General features: G+C 68.6%; 18 protein-coding genes and 1 tRNA gene. 8 read left to right on the plus strand and 11 right to left on the minus strand.

Annotation, left to right across the window (positions count from 1 at the left end; all coding sequences use genetic code 11):
* Window positions 1–105: 105 nt before the first annotated feature.
* Window positions 106–3,567 (plus strand): transcription-repair coupling factor, encoded by a 3,462-nt coding sequence (mfd, locus tag H0I76_RS00970; protein ID WP_200605827.1) that lies wholly within the window; start codon window positions 106–108, stop codon window positions 3,565–3,567.
* 78 nt (window positions 3,568–3,645) lie between these two features.
* Here mfd and H0I76_RS00975 read toward each other — a convergent pair whose 3' ends face one another.
* Window positions 3,646–3,849, minus strand: coding sequence for a hypothetical protein (locus H0I76_RS00975; protein WP_200605829.1), 204 nt, complete (start codon window positions 3,847–3,849; stop codon window positions 3,646–3,648).
* A gap of 193 nt (window positions 3,850–4,042) precedes the next feature.
* On the opposite strand from H0I76_RS00975, the gene H0I76_RS00980 reads away from it, so the two are divergent.
* Window positions 4,043–4,873: a bestrophin-like domain gene (locus H0I76_RS00980; RefSeq protein ID WP_200605830.1), complete on the plus strand. Its 831-nt coding sequence runs from the start codon at window positions 4,043–4,045 to the stop codon at window positions 4,871–4,873.
* A gap of 7 nt (window positions 4,874–4,880) precedes the next feature.
* Here H0I76_RS00980 and H0I76_RS00985 read toward each other — a convergent pair whose 3' ends face one another.
* Window positions 4,881–5,918, minus strand: a complete 1,038-nt coding sequence (locus tag H0I76_RS00985) for a trans-3-hydroxy-L-proline dehydratase (RefSeq protein WP_200605831.1) — start codon at window positions 5,916–5,918, stop codon at window positions 4,881–4,883.
* 251 nt (window positions 5,919–6,169) lie between these two features.
* Between H0I76_RS00985 and H0I76_RS00990 the strand changes: the two genes are divergently transcribed.
* The gene (locus H0I76_RS00990) at window positions 6,170–7,159 is read left to right on the plus strand and encodes a glutathione S-transferase family protein (protein ID WP_200605832.1); all 990 of its coding nucleotides are present in this window, start codon (window positions 6,170–6,172) and stop codon (window positions 7,157–7,159) included.
* A gap of 15 nt (window positions 7,160–7,174) precedes the next feature.
* Here H0I76_RS00990 and H0I76_RS00995 read toward each other — a convergent pair whose 3' ends face one another.
* The 5 genes from H0I76_RS00995 to H0I76_RS01015 all read right to left on the minus strand — a co-directional run bounded on the left by H0I76_RS00995 (window position 7,175) and on the right by H0I76_RS01015 (window position 11,709).
* The gene (locus H0I76_RS00995; RefSeq protein WP_200605833.1) at window positions 7,175–7,666 is read right to left on the minus strand and encodes a hypothetical protein; all 492 of its coding nucleotides are present in this window, start codon (window positions 7,664–7,666) and stop codon (window positions 7,175–7,177) included.
* On the minus strand, window positions 7,663–8,319 hold the full coding sequence (locus H0I76_RS01000; protein WP_200605834.1) for a DsbA family oxidoreductase: 657 nt from the start codon (window positions 8,317–8,319) through the stop codon (window positions 7,663–7,665). The genes H0I76_RS00995 and H0I76_RS01000 overlap by 4 nt, the downstream gene beginning before the upstream one ends.
* Before the next feature lie 94 nt (window positions 8,320–8,413).
* Entirely contained in the window at window positions 8,414–9,976 is a 1,563-nt protein-coding gene (locus H0I76_RS01005; RefSeq protein WP_200605835.1) for a class I adenylate-forming enzyme family protein, read from the minus strand.
* A 94-nt stretch (window positions 9,977–10,070) separates the two neighbouring features.
* A complete protein-coding gene (locus H0I76_RS01010) occupies window positions 10,071–10,547 on the minus strand; it encodes an arsenate reductase/protein-tyrosine-phosphatase family protein (RefSeq protein WP_200605836.1) in 477 nt (158 codons plus the stop codon).
* A gap of 100 nt (window positions 10,548–10,647) precedes the next feature.
* On the minus strand, window positions 10,648–11,709 hold the full coding sequence (locus tag H0I76_RS01015) for a patatin-like phospholipase family protein (RefSeq protein ID WP_200605837.1): 1,062 nt from the start codon (window positions 11,707–11,709) through the stop codon (window positions 10,648–10,650).
* A 174-nt stretch (window positions 11,710–11,883) separates the two neighbouring features.
* On the opposite strand from H0I76_RS01015, the gene H0I76_RS01020 reads away from it, so the two are divergent.
* Window positions 11,884–12,303, plus strand: a complete 420-nt coding sequence (locus H0I76_RS01020; protein WP_200605838.1) for a cytochrome c family protein — start codon at window positions 11,884–11,886, stop codon at window positions 12,301–12,303.
* Between the two features lie 7 nt (window positions 12,304–12,310).
* Here H0I76_RS01020 and H0I76_RS01025 read toward each other — a convergent pair whose 3' ends face one another.
* From H0I76_RS01025 to H0I76_RS01040, 4 genes are all read right to left on the minus strand, one after another.
* On the minus strand, window positions 12,311–12,721 hold the full coding sequence (locus tag H0I76_RS01025; protein WP_200605840.1) for a metallopeptidase family protein: 411 nt from the start codon (window positions 12,719–12,721) through the stop codon (window positions 12,311–12,313).
* Window positions 12,718–13,230: a GNAT family N-acetyltransferase gene (locus tag H0I76_RS01030; protein WP_200605841.1), complete on the minus strand. Its 513-nt coding sequence runs from the start codon at window positions 13,228–13,230 to the stop codon at window positions 12,718–12,720. The genes H0I76_RS01025 and H0I76_RS01030 overlap by 4 nt, the downstream gene beginning before the upstream one ends.
* Before the next feature lie 94 nt (window positions 13,231–13,324).
* Window positions 13,325–14,734 (minus strand): type I glutamate--ammonia ligase, encoded by a 1,410-nt coding sequence (gene glnA / locus H0I76_RS01035; RefSeq protein WP_200605842.1) that lies wholly within the window; start codon window positions 14,732–14,734, stop codon window positions 13,325–13,327.
* A 94-nt stretch (window positions 14,735–14,828) separates the two neighbouring features.
* Window positions 14,829–15,167 (minus strand): P-II family nitrogen regulator, encoded by a 339-nt coding sequence (locus tag H0I76_RS01040; RefSeq protein WP_200605843.1) that lies wholly within the window; start codon window positions 15,165–15,167, stop codon window positions 14,829–14,831.
* A 482-nt stretch (window positions 15,168–15,649) separates the two neighbouring features.
* Between H0I76_RS01040 and H0I76_RS01045 the strand changes: the two genes are divergently transcribed.
* From H0I76_RS01045 to H0I76_RS01060, 4 genes are all read left to right on the plus strand, one after another.
* Complete coding sequence (locus tag H0I76_RS01045) at window positions 15,650–17,191, plus strand: NAD(P)H-hydrate dehydratase (protein ID WP_200605844.1); 1,542 nt, start codon at window positions 15,650–15,652, stop codon at window positions 17,189–17,191.
* A 289-nt stretch (window positions 17,192–17,480) separates the two neighbouring features.
* Window positions 17,481–17,565, plus strand: a tRNA-Leu gene (locus H0I76_RS01050).
* A gap of 71 nt (window positions 17,566–17,636) precedes the next feature.
* Complete coding sequence (gene tig / locus H0I76_RS01055; protein ID WP_200605845.1) at window positions 17,637–18,968, plus strand: trigger factor; 1,332 nt, start codon at window positions 17,637–17,639, stop codon at window positions 18,966–18,968.
* 197 nt (window positions 18,969–19,165) lie between these two features.
* On the plus strand, window positions 19,166–19,792 hold the full coding sequence (locus tag H0I76_RS01060) for an ATP-dependent Clp protease proteolytic subunit (protein ID WP_200605846.1): 627 nt from the start codon (window positions 19,166–19,168) through the stop codon (window positions 19,790–19,792).
* The last annotated feature ends 49 nt before the right edge of the window (window positions 19,793–19,841 follow it).

A 19,841-nucleotide genomic window follows, 5' to 3' on the forward strand; every position in this document is an offset into this window, starting at 1 on the left:
CCATGCGACGACCTATGGCCGAATCAATTCGGGCGCGGCTGTGAGAAATGATTCACTCCGCCACGCCTCTTGCGGCGCCGTGTCCTTCGGGTTACCTGCCCGGCCATGAGCACGCACGGGGAACTCGCCCCGGGCGCCGTCACCGTTGGCGGCGCGCCCGAGGGATATGACGCGCGGCTGGTGGCGGATCTCGTCGCCCGCGCGAAGGGGCCGGTCATCCATGTCGCCCGCGACGACGCGCGCGCGGCCGCGATGGCCGAGGCGCTGGCGCTCAGCGCGCCCGGCATGGCCGTGCTGCAGTTCCCGGCCTGGGACTGTCTGCCCTATGACAGGGTCTCGCCCAATCCCGAGATCCTGGCGGCGCGCATGGCGACGCTGGCCGCGCTCGCGCACGGGTGGGACGCGCCCTCGGTGGTGATCGCGACGCTCAATGCCGCCACCCAGAAGGTTCCGCCGCGCGCGACAGTGGCCGAAGCCAGCTTCATTGCCGGCGTCGGTCGCCGCGTCGAGGTCGAAGGGCTGGTCGCCTGGCTCTCGCGCATGGGTTTCAACCGCGCCTCGACCGTCATGGAGCATGGCGACTTCGCCGTCCGCGGCGGGATCATCGACATCTTCCCGCCCGGCGCCGAATACCCGGTCCGGCTCGACTTCTTCGGCGACGTGCTCGAAAGCGCGCGCCGCTTCGATACCGAGACGCAGCGCACGGTCGAGAAGGTCAAGCGCGTCGAGCTTGCCCCCGCCGCCGAGATCGTGCTCGACGAGCCCTCGATCCAGCGCTTCCGCACCCGCTACCGCGAGCTTTTCGGCGCCCCGCGGCTCGACGACCCGCTTTACGCCGCGGTCTCGGAAGGGCGGAAGCACCAGGGGATGGAGCACTGGGTGGCGCTCTTCCACGAGCGGATGGAGACGTTGTTCGACTATCTGCCGGCCGCGCCCGTCACCCTCGACCACCAGGTCGGCGAGGCGCTCGCCGCCCGGCTCGACACGATCCGCGACCATCACCATGCCCGCGTCGAGGCGGGCGACAGCAACCCGCGCGGCGAAAGCCCGTACCGGCCATGCCCGCCGGACCTTCTCTATCTCGACGAGGAAGAATGGCAGGCGGCGCTCGCGGGCCGCGCCGTGCGCGCGTTCAGCCCGCACAAGCTGCCCACGGGGCCCGGCGTCATCGACGCGGGCGGCCGGCCCGGCCGGTCCTTCGCCCCCGAGCGTCAGCAGGAAGGCGTCAATCTATTCAAGGTCCTGTCCGAGCATGTTCGCGCGCGGCTGCGTGACGGTCCGGTGGTGCTTGCAAGCTATTCCGAGGGCGCGCGCGACCGCCTGCGGGGCCTGCTCTCCGACCACGGCCTGAGCGAGGCCGGGCTGGTGGCGGACTGGCGCGAGGTCAAGCCCGGCCTCAACGTGATGGTCTGGGGGCTCGAGCAGGGCTTCGTCACGCCCTCGGCCACGGTGATCTCGGAGCAGGACGTTCTCGGCGACCGCCTGGTGCGCCGCCCGCGCCGCGCGCGCCGGGCCGAGAACTTCCTGACCGAGGCTCAGTCGCTCACGCCCGGCGACCTGGTCGTGCACCTCGATCACGGGGTGGGGCGGTATCTCGGACTCGAGACCATCACCGCCATGGGCGCGCCGCACGAATGCCTCGCGCTCGAATACGCGGGCGGCTCGAAGCTCTACCTGCCGGTCGAGAACATCGAGCTCCTCAGCCGCTACGGGCAGGAGACGGGCGAGCTCGACCGCCTCGGCGGCGGTGCCTGGCAGGCCCGCAAGGCCAAGATGAAGGAGCGGATCCGCGACATGGCGGAGAAGCTCATCCGCGTCGCGGCCGAACGCGCGCTGCGCACCGCCGAGCCGCTCGAGCCCGAGCATGGCGGCTATGCGCGGTTCTGCGCCGGCTTCCCCTACCAGGAGACCGACGACCAGCTGCGCGCGATCGAGGACGTGATCGCCGACCTCGGCAAGGGCAGGCCGATGGACCGGCTGATCTGCGGCGATGTCGGCTTCGGCAAGACCGAGGTGGCGCTGCGCGCGGCCTATGTCGCCGCCGCCTCGGGCATGCAGGTCGCGTTGATCGCGCCGACCACGCTGCTCGCCCGCCAGCACGCGCGCGAATTCGCCGAGCGCTTCCACGGCACCGGGCTGCGCGTGCGCCAGCTGTCGCGCTTCGTCGGCGCGAAGGAGGCGGCCGAGACGCGCAAGGGCCTGGAATCGGGCGAGATCGCCATCGTGGTCGGTACCCATGCGCTGCTGGCCAAGGGCGTGAAGTTCTGCAACCTCGGCCTGCTGGTCATCGACGAGGAGCAACATTTCGGCGTCGCTCACAAGGAGCGGCTGAAGGAGCTGCGCTCGGACGTCCACGTGCTGACGATGACCGCGACCCCCATCCCGCGCACGCTGCAGCTTGCGATGTCGGGCGTGCGCGAGCTTTCGGTGATCGCGACCCCGCCGGTCGACCGGCTGGCCGTGCGCACCTACATCTCGCCCTTCGACACGGTCACCGTGCGCGAGGCGCTACTGCGGGAGCATTACCGCGGCGGCCAGTCCTTCTTCGTCGTGCCGCGCATCGCGGATCTTCCAGAAGCCGAGGCCTTCCTGCGCGACGAGGTGCCCGAGGTGAAGGTGATCGTCGCTCACGGCCAGATGGCGGCGGGCGATCTCGACGAGCGCATGAACGCCTTCTACGACGGCAAGGCTGACGTGCTTCTGTCGACCACCATCGTCGAGTCGGGCCTCGACATTCCCCGCGCCAACACGCTGATCGTGAACCGCGCCGACATGTTCGGGCTCGCGCAGCTCTACCAGATCCGCGGCCGGGTCGGGCGCGCCAAGCTGCGCGCTTATGCCTATTTCACGACCGAGCCCCGCAAGCCCCTGACGCCGCAGGCGGAACGGCGCCTCAAGGTGCTCTCCAGCCTCGACACGCTGGGCGCGGGCTTCACCCTCGCCAGCCACGATCTCGACATCCGCGGCGCGGGGAACCTGCTGGGCGAGGAGCAGTCGGGCCACATCCGCGAGGTCGGCTTCGAGCTCTACCAGGACATGCTAGAGGAGGCGATCGCTCGCATCCGCTCGGGCGAGGCCGGCGCGCCGGTCGAGGCCGGCGAGACGTGGGCCCCGACGATCAACCTCGGCGTGCCCGTGTTGATCCCCGACGACTACGTGCCCGATCTGGACGTCCGGCTCGGGCTCTACCGGCGCCTGTCGAACCTCGAGACGCGGCAGGAGATGGAAGGCTTCGCGGCCGAGCTGCACGACCGTTTCGGCAAGCCGCCCGCCGAGGTGGAGATCCTGCTGCGCGTGGTCCGGGTCAAGACGCTGTGCCGCCGCGCCGGGATCGCGCGCCTCGACGCGGGCCCCAAGGGCGCGACGATCCAGTTCCGCGACGACCGCTTCGCCGATCCCGCGGGCCTTGTCGCCTTCCTGCAGTCGCAGCGCGGGCTCGCCAAGATCAGGGACAACAAGCTGGTGATTCGCCGCGACTGGAGCGAGGAGGCCGACCGCATCAAGGGCGCCTATGGCATCGCCCGTGACCTGGCGAAGATCGTCGCGGATGCAAAAAAGGCGGCGTGACCGCCGCCTTTTTCAAGTTTTCAGAAGACGCTCGACAAGCGCAATCCGGCACCTTGGCGGGCCGGCTGCCGTCCTCCGTCAGAACGTGACGAAGGCGGGCAGGCGAGCCGCAGGCTGGGCCTTGCGGTTCGCGCGGCGTTCCTCGACCCAACGATGGGCCGTGCAGGAATGCAGCGTGCGGCCGATCTTGGAATCGGTCTGCACCCTGCGTCTGTCGGACGTCTTCCCCTCGCGCCCGGGAGTGGCGGCGGATGTGCGAGTCCGGTTGTCGGAACCGACCATGTCGTCCTCCCATGTATGAAGTTGCGGCACAGGATCGTGCCGCGGGTCACGCATTTATGCCCAAAAATTTCCAAAGGTCACGTCTTGACACGACATTTTTCTGTGCCTGCACCTCGATCGGCGTTACGGAGCCGCTAGCGCGGCGCGCGGCGCCGAATTAGCGTGAGCCACGTCATCGTGCCGGAGGGGCCGCATGATGCATTTAACGGGGCGGCCCCGCGGCGGGCCGGGCGTGGTGCCAATGGTGAATTTCATCGAACTTTCGCTGCCAGTAATCTTCGCCGGAAGCGTCGTCCTGTTCATCGGCGCCGGCCTGGTCGGTCGGCTTGCCGCGCGCCGGGTCCGGGCTGGGGATGGCGGGGGGGCGAGCGTGACGACCCTGCACTCGGCCGTTCTCGGCATGCTGGCTCTGATGATCGGTTTCACCTTCGCCATGGCGCTGTCGCGCCACGAAGCGCGCCGTACGGCGATGATCGAGGAGGCCAACGCAATCTCGACCGTGGCGCTGCGCGCCCGCCTGCTGCCCGCACCCCACGCCGCCGAGAGCCTCGCGCTGATCAAGGACTATATCGACACGCGGGTCGAGTATACCGGGACGCTGGCCGAACGGTCTGCGATCGAGGGCGTGATCGCGCGCTCGGACGAGCTGCAGGAGGCGCTCTGGCAGATCGCGATGAAGGTCGCCGCAACCAACGGCAGCGCGGTGCCCTCGGGCATCTACATCACCGCCCTGAACGAGATGTTCGACATCCAGACCAGCCGCGTTGCCGCGACCTTCGCCCATATCCCCATGGTTGTCTTTCTCGCCATCTACCTGATCGCCGCGGTGTCCTGCGGCTTCACGGGATACACCAACGGTATCGAGGGGCACCGGATGCGGCCCTCGTCGGCGCTGATGGCCGCGCTGATCGCCGCGGTGATCCTGCTGGTCCATGACCTCGACCGGCCGGGCAGGGGCTTCATCCGGGTCGACCGCCAGCCGATGATCGACACCGCCGAGACGATCGCCGGATACCGGGCCTGACCTTGTTTCAGCGCGGCTTTATCCGCGGCCAGGTGTCCGAGAGCCGGTAACCCGCGGGCCACGGGTCCTGCGGGTCCAGCATGTGCTGGTGGATCCCCGTGATCCAGGCGCGCCCCGAGACCGAGGGCAGGATTGCCGGCTTCCCGCCGACAGTTGCCGTGCCCTCGATCCGGCACAGGAACTCCGAGCCCAGGATCGAGACGCCGCGGAACGTCTCGCCCTCGCGCATCTCGCCGCGCGCATGCAGCACTGCCATGCGCGCCGAGCAGCCCGTGCCGGTCGGCGAGCGGTCGAGCTTGCCGGGCTGGATCGCCACGGTGTTGCGCCCGGTCTTGATGCCCTCGACCGTCTCGACCGGCCCGGCGATCTGGCAGAACGAGATATGCGCCCAGTCGGGATTCTCGGGGTGGCTGAAGCCGATCTGCTCGTTCGCGGCGGCGGTGATGCGGATGCCGGCCTCGGCGAGGTCGCGGGCCTCGTCGGGCGAGAGCGCGAAGCCCAGCGCGCGGGCATCGGCGATCACGAAGCTGTCGCCGCCATAGGCGGTGTCGACGGTCAGGGTTCCGATCCCCTCGAGTTCCAGCCGCGCGTCGAGGCGCTGGGCAAAGCTCGGGACGTTCCTGACGGTGATCCGCTCGACCTTGCCGTCGCGGCACTGGGCGCGCACCTCAACCAGCCCCGCCGGCGCCTCGAGATGCAGCAGCGTCTCGGGCTCGGTCATCGGCACCAGCCCGGTTTCGAGCACCACCGTCGAGACGCAGATCGAGTTCGAGCCGGACATCGGCGGGGTGTCCTCGGGCTCCATGATGATGAAGGCCGCGTCGGCGCGCGGATCCTTGGGCGGCACCAGCAGGTTCACGTGCCGGAAGACGCCGCCGCGCGGCTCGTTCAGCACGAAGGCGCGCAAGGCCCCGTCGCGCGCGATCCAGCGCGACTGTTCCCACAGCGTGTCGCCGGGCGGGGGCGCGACGCCGCCCACGATGACGTCGCCGACCTCGCCCTCGGCATGGGCCGAGACGACATGGATGATCTTGCTGGCGCGCATCGCTCCCCCGGGGCGGTTGTCCGATTCCCCCGGATGCTAGCGCAATGCGCCCGCCTCGCGCTTGATCGAATGCACGCCCGCCAGGTCGCTCCCAGGTCATCGCGTGCCCGGTCGCGGGGGCGATTGTTGCCGGATGCTGCATGATGTTTTCACGCTGGGCCGGGTGTCGTTGCGGATCGCGGGGGTTAAGTGTCACGCAGATCGCCCCAAGCCATGGGGGCGGGAGGAACGCGCAGAGGAGGAATGGCCCGATGGGACTCCTGGTCGAGGGCGAATGGCGTGACCGGTGGTACGACACCGCCAAATCGGGCGGGCGCTTCGTGCGCGACACCGCGAAGTTCCGCAACTGGGTGACCGCGGATGGCGCGGCGGGCCCGTCGGGCGAAGGCGGCTTCCGTGCCGAGAGCGGGCGCTATCACCTCTACGTCAGCCATGCCTGTCCCTGGGCGCACCGCACGCTGATCTTCCGCCGGCTGAAGGGGCTCGAGCCGCATGTCGGCGTCTCCGTCGTGCATCCGCTAATGAAGGAAGACGGCTGGACCTTCTCGACCGATTTCGACGGCGCCACGGGCGACAGGCTGATGGGCAAGGACTTTCTTCGCGATGTCTATCTCGAGGCGAACCCGAAAGCCTCGGGGCGCGTGACGGTCCCGGTCCTGTGGGACACCGAGCGCCACACCATCGTGTCGAACGAGTCGTCCGAGATCATCAGGATGTTCAACTCGGCCTTCGACGCGATCACGGGCAACCGGCTCGACTTCTACCCCGCGCCGTTGCGCGCCGAGATCGATGCCATCAACGACCGCGTCTACGGGGCGATCAACAACGGCGTCTACAAGGCAGGGTTCGCGACGACCCAGGCGGCCTATGACGAGGCGGTCACGGCGCTCTTCGCCGCGCTCGACGAGATCGACGCGCGTCTCTCGGCGCAGCGCTACCTGACGGGCTCAACACTGACCGAGGCCGACTGGCGGCTGTTCACGACCCTGGTGCGCTTCGATCCCGTGTATGTCGGGCACTTCAAGTGCAACATCCGCCGGATCGCCGATTATCCTGCGCTGTCGGGATATTTGCGCGAGCTCTACCAGTATCCGGGGATCCGCGACACGGTGCGGCTGGATCACATCAAGTTTCACTACTACGCCAGCCACGCCAGCGTGAACCCCACGGGGATCGTGCCGCTCGGCCCGGTGCTCGACCTAGACCGGCCGCATGGGCGCGGCCATCTCGCCGCCGCCTGAGGGCGGCGCGGCTCGTCAGAACGCGGCGAGCCCCGCGACCATCGCGATCACAAGGACGAAGTTGAGCCCGACGAACCACAGGTGGCTGTCACGCAGCCGCTTGTGCGCGATCATCGCCTGCTCGGGGCCCGCCGCCTCGCTGGCGATGACCCGCGCCACCGCCTCGGTCACACGCAGCCGCGCGGGCTCGATCTGCACGACGAAGACGCCCGCGATCACCAGCATCAGCGCGAAGGCCGGCGCGATCGCATGGTCGATCATCAGGAGCCCCGTCACCAGAGCGGCGATCCCGGCCAGCATCATCAGGAAGAAACGCGGCCCCGCGAGGAACGGGTTCTTCAGCCGCGCCTCGGCATCTTCGCGCGAGATGCGGGCCGTGCCGCACAGATATGGGCAGCTCTTCCAGTGAACCGCGGCCACGATGCCATGCACGGCAATCAGGGCGATGGCCCCCCAGACCAGCGGCTCGCCACTGGCCTGATCGAGCGTGTCCACCAGCATCTTCATGATGTCGCCTCCGTCCTTCGGGCGTCGAGCGCCGCGAGTTCCGAGATGATCCGCCCCCAGGTATCGCTGTCCTGGGCCCCTTGCACGACGTGGCGCCCGCCGATCACGAAGCACGGCACGCCATTGACGCCCATGCGGCGGGCCTCCTGCTCCTCGGCCTCCAGCTCCTTGCGGTCGGCGTCGCCGGACAGCAGCTGGCGGACGACATCGGCGTCGAGGCCGGCTTCGCTCCCGATGCGCACCAGCGTCTCGGTGGCCGAGATGTCCTCGCCATCGTGGAAATAGGCGCGGAAGATCGCGTCGACCACACGCTGGTCGGCGCCCTCGGCCGCGGCCCAGCGGATCAGGCGATGCGCGTCCAGCGTCTGCGGCGCGCGGCCGATCCGGTCGAGGTTCCAGTCGATCCCCTCGTCCCGGCCGGCGCTGTCGATCGCGCCGTAGACGCGCTCGGCGCCCTCCGGCCCGCCGAACTTGGCCTCGAGATAGGCGCGGCGCTCCATCCCCTCGGCCGGCATGTCCGGGTTGAGGCGGAACATCCGCCACACGATCCGGAAGGGGTTCGAGGCGGCCGCGGCCAGCGCGCGGTCGAGGCGCGTCTTGCCGATGTAGCACCAGGGGCAGATCGGGTCCGAGATGATGTCGAGCTGAATCATGCCGCCAAGGTAATGCGCCGACCGCCGGCGGGGAAGGGGCGCACGAATCCGTGATCGGCGGCTTGCGAGCGGGATGCGGGCCCCGCTCGTGGCGTCAGCCGCCGTCCCGGCGATAGGTCGAGACCAGCGTCCGGCGCTGCAGCTTGCCGTTGGGGCTGCGCGGCAGCGTGTCGACCTCGATCCAGACCTTGGGCGCCTTGTAGGGCGCCAGCGTCGCTGCGGCGTGCGCTGCCAGGGCATCCTCGCCCGGCCACTTGCCCCTTGGCACGATGAAGGCCGCGACCAGCGACAGGTCGGCGCGGACCGGCAACTCGGCCACCGCGACCTCGGCGACCGCGGGGTGCCGGCCGATCGCTTCCTCGACCTCCTGCGGCGCGACGCGATAGCCGAGCGCGTTCATCACCTCGTCGGCCCGGCCCAGATAGGTGATGTAGCCGTCGCGATCCATCGCGGCGCGGTCGCCGGTCAGGAACCACTCGCCGCGCATCGCGGCCTGCGTCGCCGCGGGGTCGTGCCAGTATCCCAGCATCAGCCCCTCGTCGCGGCGCGAGACGGCGAGAAGCCCAGGCTCGCCTACCGGCTCCGGCGCATCGTGGCTGGCGTCCTCGGGCAGGATCGCGACCCGGCGCCCGCGCTGCGGCCGGCCCGAGGTGCCGGGGCGAGGCGGCACGGAAGGCGCGCTCGAGATGTAGGTCGAGACCTCGGACATCCCCAGCGCCTCGTAGAGCGGCTTGCCCGTCGTGGCGCGCCATTCTTCGGCAACCGCGTCGGGCATCCGCTCGCCCGCGGTGAGCCCGTGGCGCAGGGTGGCAAAGTCTTCCGCCATGCCCTCGGCGCCGCGCAGCATCTGCCGGTAGACCCCGGGGACGGCCGCGAAGATCGTGGCCCCGTGGGCGCGGGCAAGCCTGGGCCAGACATGGGCATCGCGCGGCCCGGCATAGATCAGCGTCCCCGCGCCCGCGGCCCAGGGGTCGGTCAGGCCCGCGCCCAGCGTGTAGGTCCAGTTGAACGCGCCCGCATGCAGCACCGTGTCGGCCTCCGACAGCCCGTACCACCCGTCCCACATCATGCGCCGCGCATGGGCCGAGCGCTGGGCATGGAGCACGCCGCGCGGCCGCCCCGAGGTGCCCGAGGTGTAGATCAGGAAGGCCGGGTCGCCCGCTTCGGTCTGCGCGATCGGCCCGGGCACGCAGCCGCGCAGCTCTGCCCAGGCGCCCGGTGCGAGCAGCCCGACCCCGTCGGGCAGATCGACCGCCAGCTCGGTCGAGACCGCGGCAAAGTGCGGCTTCATGTCGGCGACCAGCCCGAGGAACTCGCTCGCGGTCAGCTGCGACGAGGTGGGAACCGCGATCCCGCCGGCGGCGATCGTTCCGAAGAACAGGATCGGGAAATCCGAGACGTTGCCCATCCGCAGCGCGACCCGGTCGCCGGGCTGTAGGCCCGCGGATCTCAGCCCCGCCGCGGTCGCCCGGATCGCGCGGTCCAGGTCGGCATAGCGCCAGGCTTCGGCCACCGCACTGGTCGCATCGGCCAGCACGCGCAAGGCCAGCTTCTCGGGCGTGCGCCGCGCCGCATCAAGGACATGTGCGGCCATGTTGAAGCTTGCGGGGCAGGGCGGCGGGGGCCCCTGATCGAAAAGGCTGTCGTCGGGGATCATTCACGCTCTCTCGTTTCGCGGCGCACAGTGTCATGCGGCGTCCGGCCACGCAATGCACCGCGCGGGGTCCGGCCCGCTTGCCGCGCCCGGCTGGTCATCCCCGGCCGATGCGGTCGAGGTGACCGGCAAGCTCGTCGCGTCCAAGGTGCTCGAGCGGCAGCGCCAGCGCCGCGTTGATCCGAGCCGAAAGCCGGTGATACGCGAGCGCGAAGGCAACGGCGGTCTGCTCGGTCGGCGCGGCAAGCGGCTCGTCCATCGCCCAGGTGGCGGTGACGGGGCGGCCTTGCCATGCCGGGTGACGCTCGGCCGCCACCGAGGGGCAGAGGTCGAGCACGATATCGAGCTGCGGCGCCCCCGACCCCGAGAACTCGAACCAGCTTTTCGATCTCAGGCCCTTGCTGTCGATGCCACGCGCCGCAAGGCAGTCGAGCGTCGCGCCCGCGACGACGCCGACCGGGTTCGATCCGGCCGAGAAGGCCCGGACCCGGCCCGCGCCGTCGCGGTTGAAGATCGCCTCGGCCAGGATCGAGCGCGAGGCGTTGCCGGTGCAAAGGGCGAGGATACTGATCATCGGGACGCAATCGGCTTGGGTTCTGCCCCACTCATCCCGTATCAGCGCGGGATCCGCAAGCGCCCGCCCGCCTGCGCCCGCTTTGGGACAAGTCCGGAGCTCAGTAGAGCATCGCCCGGATATCGACGCTGCCCCGGACGCCGATCTTGTCCCAGTGCGCACGCAGGAAGCTGTCCGCCGCGGCGCGCCCCGCCGCCTTGAGGTCGTCGAACAGCCCTGGGCGCGGGTTCAGCTTCGAGGCGAAGCCCAGTTCGCGCATCGTCTCGTCATCGCGCACGGCGTGGATCCGGATCGCCTTCATCTCGCTCGGCGACAGCTTGCCTTCCTCGATCAGCCGCCCGACGAAGGCGATCGCCCGCAGCTCGCGCAGCAGCGACGAGTTGAACGAGATCTCGTTCACCCGGTTGATGATGTCGTTCGCCGTTTGCGGCACCTCGGGCCGCTCGATCGGATTGACGTGGACGATCAGGATATCGTCGGTCCCGGTCTCGTAGAACAGCGGGAACAGGGCCGGGTTGCCCATGTAACCCCCGTCCCAGTAGTGCTCGCCGTCGATCTCGACCGCCTGGAACAGGAAGGGCAGGCAGGCCGAGGCCAGGAACACGTCGACCGTGAGCTCGCCGTTCTTGAAGACCTTGATCCGCCCGGTTCGCACATTCGTGGCCGAGACGAAGATGTGCGGATAACAGCTCCGGCAGATCCGGTCGAAGCAGGTGGTCTCGCGCAGCAGGTCTCCCAGCGGATTGAGGTTCAGCGGGTTCCATTGATAGGGCGAGAGCGAGCGGTTGATCGTCGCGGCCACGGTGTCCATCGGCAGGCGCATGGCCTCGTGCACCATGTTGGCGATGCCGGGCGAGAAGGCGCCCAGCCAGTCGACGACCGGATGCGCGTTGCGCCGCGCCGCGCGCCGGATCTCGCCCCAGAAATGCGCAAGCTGCGCACGCGCGCCCTCGCGCCCACCAAGCCCGCCGGGATCGCCGCCAAGGTAGCCGGTCTTGAGCATGGCGGCGTTCATCGCGCCCGCCGAGGTGCCCGAGATAGCCTCGATGTCGAGCCTCTCTTCTTCCAGCAGCCGGTCGAGCGCGCCCCAGGTGAAGGCGCCATGCGCACCGCCGCCCTGGAGGGCGAGGTTGATGGATTTCGTCTGGTGGATCGCCGCCATCGACCCGTCCTCCTCGGCATTCTCGGCCCCTGACGATGGGGAGCGGGGCGCTGCGGTGCAACAGGTTCATTGTTGCAGTGCCACATCTTTTCGCGAGCATCCGGGCCCAAGCGCGGCTTGCCCGGCGCTGTCCGCGACCGTACCCTTCCCCGAAAAATCGGGAGGATCCGAGCCATGCGACCGCATTCGGCACCGCGTTCGTCACTGGCGGGTGGAGTGCTCGCGCTGCTGGCGGCATGTCCCGCAACCGAACCCCGCGCGCAGGACTTCGCGCCGGGCGAGAAGCTCGCGCTGTTCCACTGCGGCCGGTGCCACGTCATCAACGAGCGCAACCGCATGGGCGGCATCGGCTCGACACCGGCGTTCAAGACGATGCGGGGCCACCCCGAGTTCGAGGCGAAGATGCGCAGCTTCTACGCGCTGCGCCCGCACCCCGCATTCACCCAGATCCCCGGCGTGACCGAGCCGTTCACGCCCGAACTGCCATCCCCGATCCACCCGGTCGAGCTGACCGAGGAGGAACTCGACCGCATCGTCGATTATGCCCTGACGCTCGAGGCCGCCGATCTCGGCGGGCAGCTTCGGTCGCGCTGAGCGGGGCTCACTCCCACCACGGATCGATCCGGGCGATATCCTCGTCCGACAGCCCGAAATGGTGGCCGATCTCGTGCACCAGGATATGGGCGACCAGCGCGCCGAGCGCCACGTCGCCGCGCTCGGCCCACTCGTCGAGGATCGCCCGGCGGTAGAGCACCACCTCGTCCGGCCCGCCCGGCAGGTCGCTGAAGGACTTCTCGGTCAGCGCGACCCCGCTGTAGAGCCCCGTCAGCTCGAACGGATCTGCGATCCCCATGGCGGCCAGCGTCTCGTCGTCGGCCAGGTCCTCGACGCGCAGCACGACGCCCTCGCATTGCTCGCGGAACCCGTCAGGCATGGCCTCGAGCGCATCGCGCGCGAGGCGGTCGATATCGGCCAGCGACGGCGCGACGAGGTCGGTCAGCGGGTCGTTCATGTCGGCCCTTCCCCGGTCACAGGGCGCGACAGGTAGCGCACGACCTTTCCGGGCGAGGGGGCCCCGCGCCCGATCTCGGCGAAGCCCAGCGCGGCGTGGAACGCATCCGATCCGGGGTTCGGCGGCTCGCGGTTCACCTCGCAGACGACCTGTCCCAGCCCGGCCGCCGCGGCCGCCTCAAAGGCGCGGTCGTAGAGCGCGCGCGCCATGCCGCGTCCGCGCAGCTCGGACGCCACGACGATCCGGTCGATGTAGAGAAAGCGGTTGAGCCGCTCGCGGAACCACAGGAAGTTCGGGCTGTCGTAGGCGCCCGCCTCGTCGAAGGCGATGACGAAGGCCGCGCCGTCGGGCGTGGCCAGCGCCAGGCGCGACGCGTCGACGAGCGCGCGCAGCCGCGCGGGGTCGAGCGGCGAGGTGTGGTGCTCGACCCGCGCGTTCTGGGCCAGCACGGCGCCGAGCACCGGCTCCGCGGCCTCGCGCAGATCGACGAATTCGGGGCTTTGGGGCATGGCCTGCTTCCCTGCAGCAAGTGACGGTCGCCGGAAACGACGAAGGGCGGCGCATCGCGCGCCGCCCCCGTTTACTGTCCGACGTTCCGGCTTGTCAGCAGGAATAGTACATCTGGTACTCGATCGGGTGCGGCGTGTGCTCGTAGGCATAGACCTCCTGCCACTTGAGCTCCATGTAGCCCTCGATCTGGTCGCGGGTGAACACGTTGCCCTTGAGCAGGAACTCGTGGTCGGCCTCGAGGCTCTCGAGCGCCTCGCGCAGGCTGCCGCACACGGTCGGGATGCCGGCCAGTTCCTCGGGCGGCAGGTCGTAGAGATCCTTGTCCGCGGCCTCGCCGGGATGGATCTTGTTCTGGATGCCGTCGAGGCCGGCCATCAGCAGCGCCGACATCGCCAGGTAGGGGTTCGCCGACGGGTCGGGGAAGCGGGTCTCGACGCGCTTGGCCTTGGGGCTCTCGGTCCATGGGATACGGATCGAGGCCGAGCGGTTGCGGGCCGAGTAGGCCAGCAGAACCGGCGCCTCGAAGCCCGGGATCAGGCGCTTGTAGCTGTTGGTGCCGGGGTTCGTGAAGGCGTTCAGCGCCTTGGCGTGCCTGAGGATGCCGCCGATATACCACAGCGCCTCTTCCGACAGGTCGGCGTACTGGTCGCCCGCGAACAGCGGCTTGCCGTCCTTCCAGATCGACTGGTTGACGTGCATGCCGGTGCCGTTGTCGCCCTTGATGGGCTTGGGCATGAAGGTCGCGGTCTTGCCATAGGCATGGGCGACGTTGTGGATGACGTACTTGTACTTCTGCAGGTTATCGGCCTGCTCGACCAGCCCGCCGAAGATCATGCCCAGCTCGTGCTGGCACGACGCCACCTCGTGGTGGTGCTTGTCGACCTTCATGCCGATGCGCTTCATGGTCGAGAGCATCTCCGAGCGGATGTCCTGGCCCGCATCGGTCGGGTTCACCGGGAAATAGCCGCCCTTGAGGCCGGGGCGGTGACCCATGTTGCCCATCTCGTAGTCGGTGTCCGAGTTCCACGAGCCGTCCTGCGCGTCGACCTCGTAGCTCACCTTGTTGATGGCGACCTGGAAGCGGACGTCGTCGAACAGGAAGAATTCGGCCTCGGGGCCCCAGAACGAGGCGTCGCCGACGCCCGATTCCTTGAGGTACTTCTCGGCCTTCAGCGCGGTCGCGCGCGGGTCGCGGTCATAGAGCTCGCCGGTGTCGGGCTCGACCACGGTGCAGAAAAGCGCCAGCGTCTTCTCGGCATAGAAGGGGTCGATGTAGGCGGACTCGGCGTCGGGGATCAGCTTCATGTCCGACTGGTCGATCGACTTCCAGCCCGCGATCGACGAGCCATCGAACATCCAGCCCTCGGTGAACCAGTCCTCGTCGACGATGTCGCTCAGGGCGGTCACGTGCTGCATCTTGCCGCGCGGGTCGGTGAAGCGGAGATCGACATAGGCGATCTCCTCGTCCTTGATCATCTTCACCAGTTCGGCTGCTGTGGTCATCTCGCGTCCCTTCTCCGTATGGTTCTGCGATTGCGTCTCGTGGTTCCGTGATCCGCGCGGTGCGGGGCGCGCGCGCGGGAAATGTCTCGAATCCTCAGAGGGCGTCAGGCCCTTCTTCGCCGGTGCGGATGCGCACCACCTGCTCGACATTCGACACGAAGATCTTTCCGTCGCCGATCTTGCCGGTGCGCGCGGCGCCGACGATGGCTTCGATGGTCTGGTCCAGCATGTCGTCGCTGACGACGACCTCGATCTTCACCTTGGGCAGGAAGTCGACGACGTATTCAGCCCCGCGGTAGAGTTCCGTATGCCCCTTCTGGCGCCCGAAGCCCTTGGCCTCGAGGACGCTGAGGCCCTGGATTCCGATTTCCTGAAGGGCTTCCTTCACCTCGTCGAGCTTGAACGGCTTGATCACCGCTTCGACCTTTTTCACCGCGTTCTCCCTTCCACTTGCTCGGCTCCGCCGGACCTGGCCGGCATGGGCCTCGCTTGTCCGTCGCGGCACGGGATGCAGGCCGCGTGCCAAGTTTGGCTTGCGGGGATTCGCGCGGACTAGCAAGGGGGCGCGGGAGCGGTATTTCGGGGTGAATCCCGGGATATGATTATCGGCTGTGCAGAATGCGCAAAATTTAGGCATTAAATCTGGCGGTTTTCGCATCATCGCGGGCCGCGGAAATGCCCGGCACCGCGTCGCGACGGTCGCCGCCGCGACCTCCGCGCCGCGCCCTCGATCCCCGGTGGCACAGCAAACCCGGGGTCGACCGGGGGCCTCGGCGGTCCTCTGGCGCCGCGCCGCCATGCCCGATCCGCCGGTCGGGGCGACCCCATCGCAGTTTCCGGCCTTGACCCGCGCCGGGCTTCCCCGCTTCGATGCCGCGCAAGGCCCGGGTGCCGGGGATGGGGAGCGCGCGATCCATGACCGAACTTCTGACCGCCGCGCAGATGCGCGCGATCGAGCAGGCCGCCATCGCCTCGGGCGAGGTGACCGGGCTCGAGCTGATGGAGCGCGCCGGGCGCGGCGTGGTCGAGGCGATCCTCGACTGGCGCCCGGAACTGGCTACGGCGCCTCACCGGGCGGTGGTGCTGTGCGGCCCCGGCAACAATGGCGGCGACGGGTTTGTGGTTGCGCGGCTGCTGCGCGAGCGGGGCTGGGAGGTCGAGGTCTTTCTCTATGGCGACGAGGCGAAGCTGCCGCCGGACGCGGCGGAGAACTGCCGGCGGTGGCGGGAGATGGGGGAGGTCGTCAGAGTTCGTCCGGACACCGCAATGCCTGTCGCGTCTGACGTCGTGGTCGATGCGCTTTTCGGGGCGGGTCTGACGCGGCCGCTAGAACCTGAGCTCTTGAAATTCTGTGACAGGATCTTCGACGATCGCGGTGCTACCGATTTCATCGCTGTCGATTGTCTATCGGGATTGTGCATGAGCAGTGGACGGCCGATCGCTGACCGCAGTGCTTTCCCATGGGCGGACCTAACTGTGACGTTTCACCGGTGTCGCCCCGGTCATTTCTTGGCCGAAGGCCCAAGCCTCTCAGGCGACAGGGTCGTTCGCGTCGACATTGGCCTCGGTTTGACCAAAGCGGGCACCAGCACGGTTCGGCTTGCGCAACCACTCGAGCGTCCGCTTACCCGAAAAAGTAAGCTTTCGCACAAATACGCGCACGGCCACGCCCTCATCCTCTCCGGCGGCGTCGGACGCGGGGGCGCGGCCCGCCTCGCCGCCCGCGGCGCGCTTCGTATCGGGGCAGGGCTCGTCACCGTCGGCGCTCCGCCCGCCGCGCTTATCGAGAACGCAGCGCAGTTGAACGCGATCATGCTGGCGCCGGTGGCGGATGCCGAGGCGCTGATGACCGAAATGGCCGCCCGCAAGGTCCAGGCCGTCTGCATCGGCCCGGGTCTCGGCTTCGGCCAGCGGACGCGGGCACTCGTTGCCACGACGCTCGCGGCCCGTGTTGGCACCGTGCTCGACGGCGATGCGTTGACCGAATACCGCGACGATCCCCAGACGCTGTTCTCGCAGCTTCACGACAACTGCGTCCTCACCCCACACGAGGGCGAGTTCGGCCGCCTCTTTCCCGACCTCCTCGAAAGGCTGAAGGCCCCAGCCACCCGTGGCCCCGCCTATTCCAAGGTCGATGCGACGCGCGAGGCGGCGAAGCTGGCGGGCTGCGTGGTGCTCTTCAAGGGCGCCGACACGGTTATTGCGGACCCCGACGGCCGCTGTTCGATCAACGCGGCCCACTACGAGCGCGCGGCGCCGTGGCTGGCGACGGCGGGTTCGGGCGACGTGCTGGCAGGCTATATCACGGGGCTTCTGGCCCGCGGCTTCGCTCCGATGGCCGCGGCCGAGACCGCCGCCTGGCTGCATGTCGAATGTGCCCGCAAGTTCGGCCCCGGCCTGATCGCCGAGGACCTGCCCGAGCAGTTGCCGGCGGTGTTCCGCGACCTCGGGCTGTGACCCAAGCGCGAGGAGAATGCGAAGAGAATCGAACAGTCTTTTGAAATCAAATCCTTAACATCGGTTTCACGCGTGAAAGCCTCGTCGGAACGGCGCGCGCGGGCGCCTCTCGGCCCGCGCAGGCGGCCTGATCCCCGGCATGGGCGCGGTGCCGCGCCGGGCCGGCGCCCCGCTATGCCGCGAAACCGTGACAAAGATGCGCTTTCCCTCTATCGCCCCCGAAATGGCCTTGTTATAGGGGACCCGAATTCGCGCGGCCGGGGGTGTTACCCGCGGGCGTGCACCGCGTGCGGGCGTGGTGGAACTGGTAGACACGCGAGATTTAGGTTCTCGTGCCGCAAGGCGTGGGGGTTCGAGCCCCTCCGCCCGCACCAGCGCCCAAGCCCGCCGCCACAAGGACAGGCAGCCCGTGCGGGGGCACGGAAGAACGGATGAAGGTCAGGCGATGCAAGTGACGGAAACCAAATCGGAAGGCCTGCGGCGCGAGTATTCTGTCGTGGTCGCAGCCCAGGCGCTCGAGGAAAAGACGCGCGCCAAGCTGGAGACGGTGCGCGCTGACTTCCAGATGAAGGGTTTCCGAAAGGGCAGGGCGCCGCTGCCGCTGCTGAAGAAGATGTTCGGCAAGTCGGTGCTGGGCGAGGTGGTGCAGGAGACGGTCGAGGAGACCGTGCGCCAGCATCTCGCCGATACCGGCCACCGCCCCGCGGCGCAGCCCGACGTCGAGATCACGAACGAGAGCTTCGACGAGGGTGACGACCTCGAGGTCGCCATCAAGTACGATTGCCTTCCCGAGGTGCCCGAGCTCGACTTCTCGAACCTCAGCCTCGAGCGCAAGGTCGTGACCGTCGACGACGCCGCGGTCGAGGAAGCGCTGGGCAAGCTGGCCGAGAGCGCGCAGAACTTCGAGGCGCGGCGCAAGGGCTCGAAGGCGAAGGACGGCGACCAGGTCGTGATCGACTTCGTCGGCAAGGTCGACGGCGAGCCCTTCGAGGGCGGCTCGGCCGAGGATTACCCGCTGGTGCTCGGCTCGAACCAGTTCATCCCGGGCTTCGAGGAGCAGCTGGTCGGCGTCAAGCAGGACGAGGAGAAGGCCGTCGAGGTCAGCTTCCCCGAGGAATACGGCGCGCCGCACCTGGCGGGCAAGGCGGCCGTCTTCGACGTCTCCGTCAAGGAGATCCGGGCGCCCAAGCCGGCCGAGATCGACGACGAGTTGGCCAAGAAGTATGGCGCCGAGACGCTCGACGAGCTCAAGGAACAGATCCGCGAGCGCATCGCCGAGGAGTTTGCGGGCGCGAGCCGCACGCTGCTCAAGCGCCGCCTGCTCGATGCCCTCGACGGGATGGTGAGCTTCGAGCTTCCGCCCAGCCTGGTCGAGCAGGAGGCGCAGTCGATCGCGCACCAGCTGTGGCACGAGGACAATCCGGACGTGCACGGCCACGATCACCCCGCAATCGATCCGACCGACGAGCACACCAAGCTGGCCGAGCGGCGCGTGCGCCTCGGCCTGCTTCTGGCCGAGCTGGGTCAGAAGGAAGAGATCGAGATCACGGACCAGGAACTTGGTCAGGCCATCATGGCGCAGGCGCGCCAGTATCCGGGGCAGGAGCGCCAGTTCTTCGACTTCGTGCGTCAGAACCGCGCCGCGCTGGAGCAGATCCGCGCGCCGATCTTCGAGGACAAGGTCGTCGACGTCATCCTCGGTCGCGCGCAGATCAAGGATGTCGACGTCTCGAAGGACGATCTCCAGAAGGAACTCGACAGCCTCGACGCCGAGTGATCGCGGCACGTCGGCCAGCTGCCAGAGCGGGCGCCGTGATCCGGCGCCCGTTTCCGTTCGGGCGACACCCGATGTGAAGATCCGGCCCGTATGACGGATTTATCACTGCCGGACGCTTGCCGCATTTCGGGTGAGTGATTAGGACTAGATCAAACACGCGCGCCCGGTCGTGGCGCCGCCAGCACGAGGCAGACGGCATGAGAGACCCGATCGATACCTACATGAACACGCTCGTCCCCATCGTGGTCGAGCAGACCGCGCGCGGCGAGCGGTCCTACGACATCTATTCGCGCCTCCTGAAGGAGCGGATCATGTTCGTGTCGGGGCCGGTGCACGACGCGATGGCGACGCTGATGGTGGCGCAGCTTCTCTTCCTCGAGGCCGAGAACCCGAAGAAAGAGATCGCGATGTACATCAACAGCCCCGGCGGTGTGGTCACCTCGGGCCTGTCGATCTACGACACGATGCAGTACATCCGGCCCGCGGTCTCGACGCTGGTGATCGGCCAGGCCGCCTCGATGGGCTCGCTCCTGCTCGCGGCGGGCGACAAGGACATGCGCTTCTCGCTGCCCAACAGCCGCATCATGGTGCACCAGCCCTCGGGCGGCTTCCAGGGCCAGGCCTCGGACATCGCGATCCACGCGCAGGAGGTGCTGAGCCTCAAGCGGCGGCTGAACGAGATCTACGTGCATCACACGGGCCAGGATTACGACACGGTCGAGAAGGCGCTCGACCGCGACAACTTCATGACCCCGGCTCAGGCCAAGGACTGGGGCCTCATCGACAAGATCGTCGATCACCGTGCGACGGGAGACGAAAGCTGAGCGCGGCACACGCGCCACAGCCCATCGGCAACGGTGTTACCCCCCGGGT

It is taken from the genome of Thermohalobaculum xanthum, from assembly GCF_016623495.1.
Classification (GTDB): domain Bacteria; phylum Pseudomonadota; class Alphaproteobacteria; order Rhodobacterales; family Rhodobacteraceae; genus Thermohalobaculum; species Thermohalobaculum xanthum.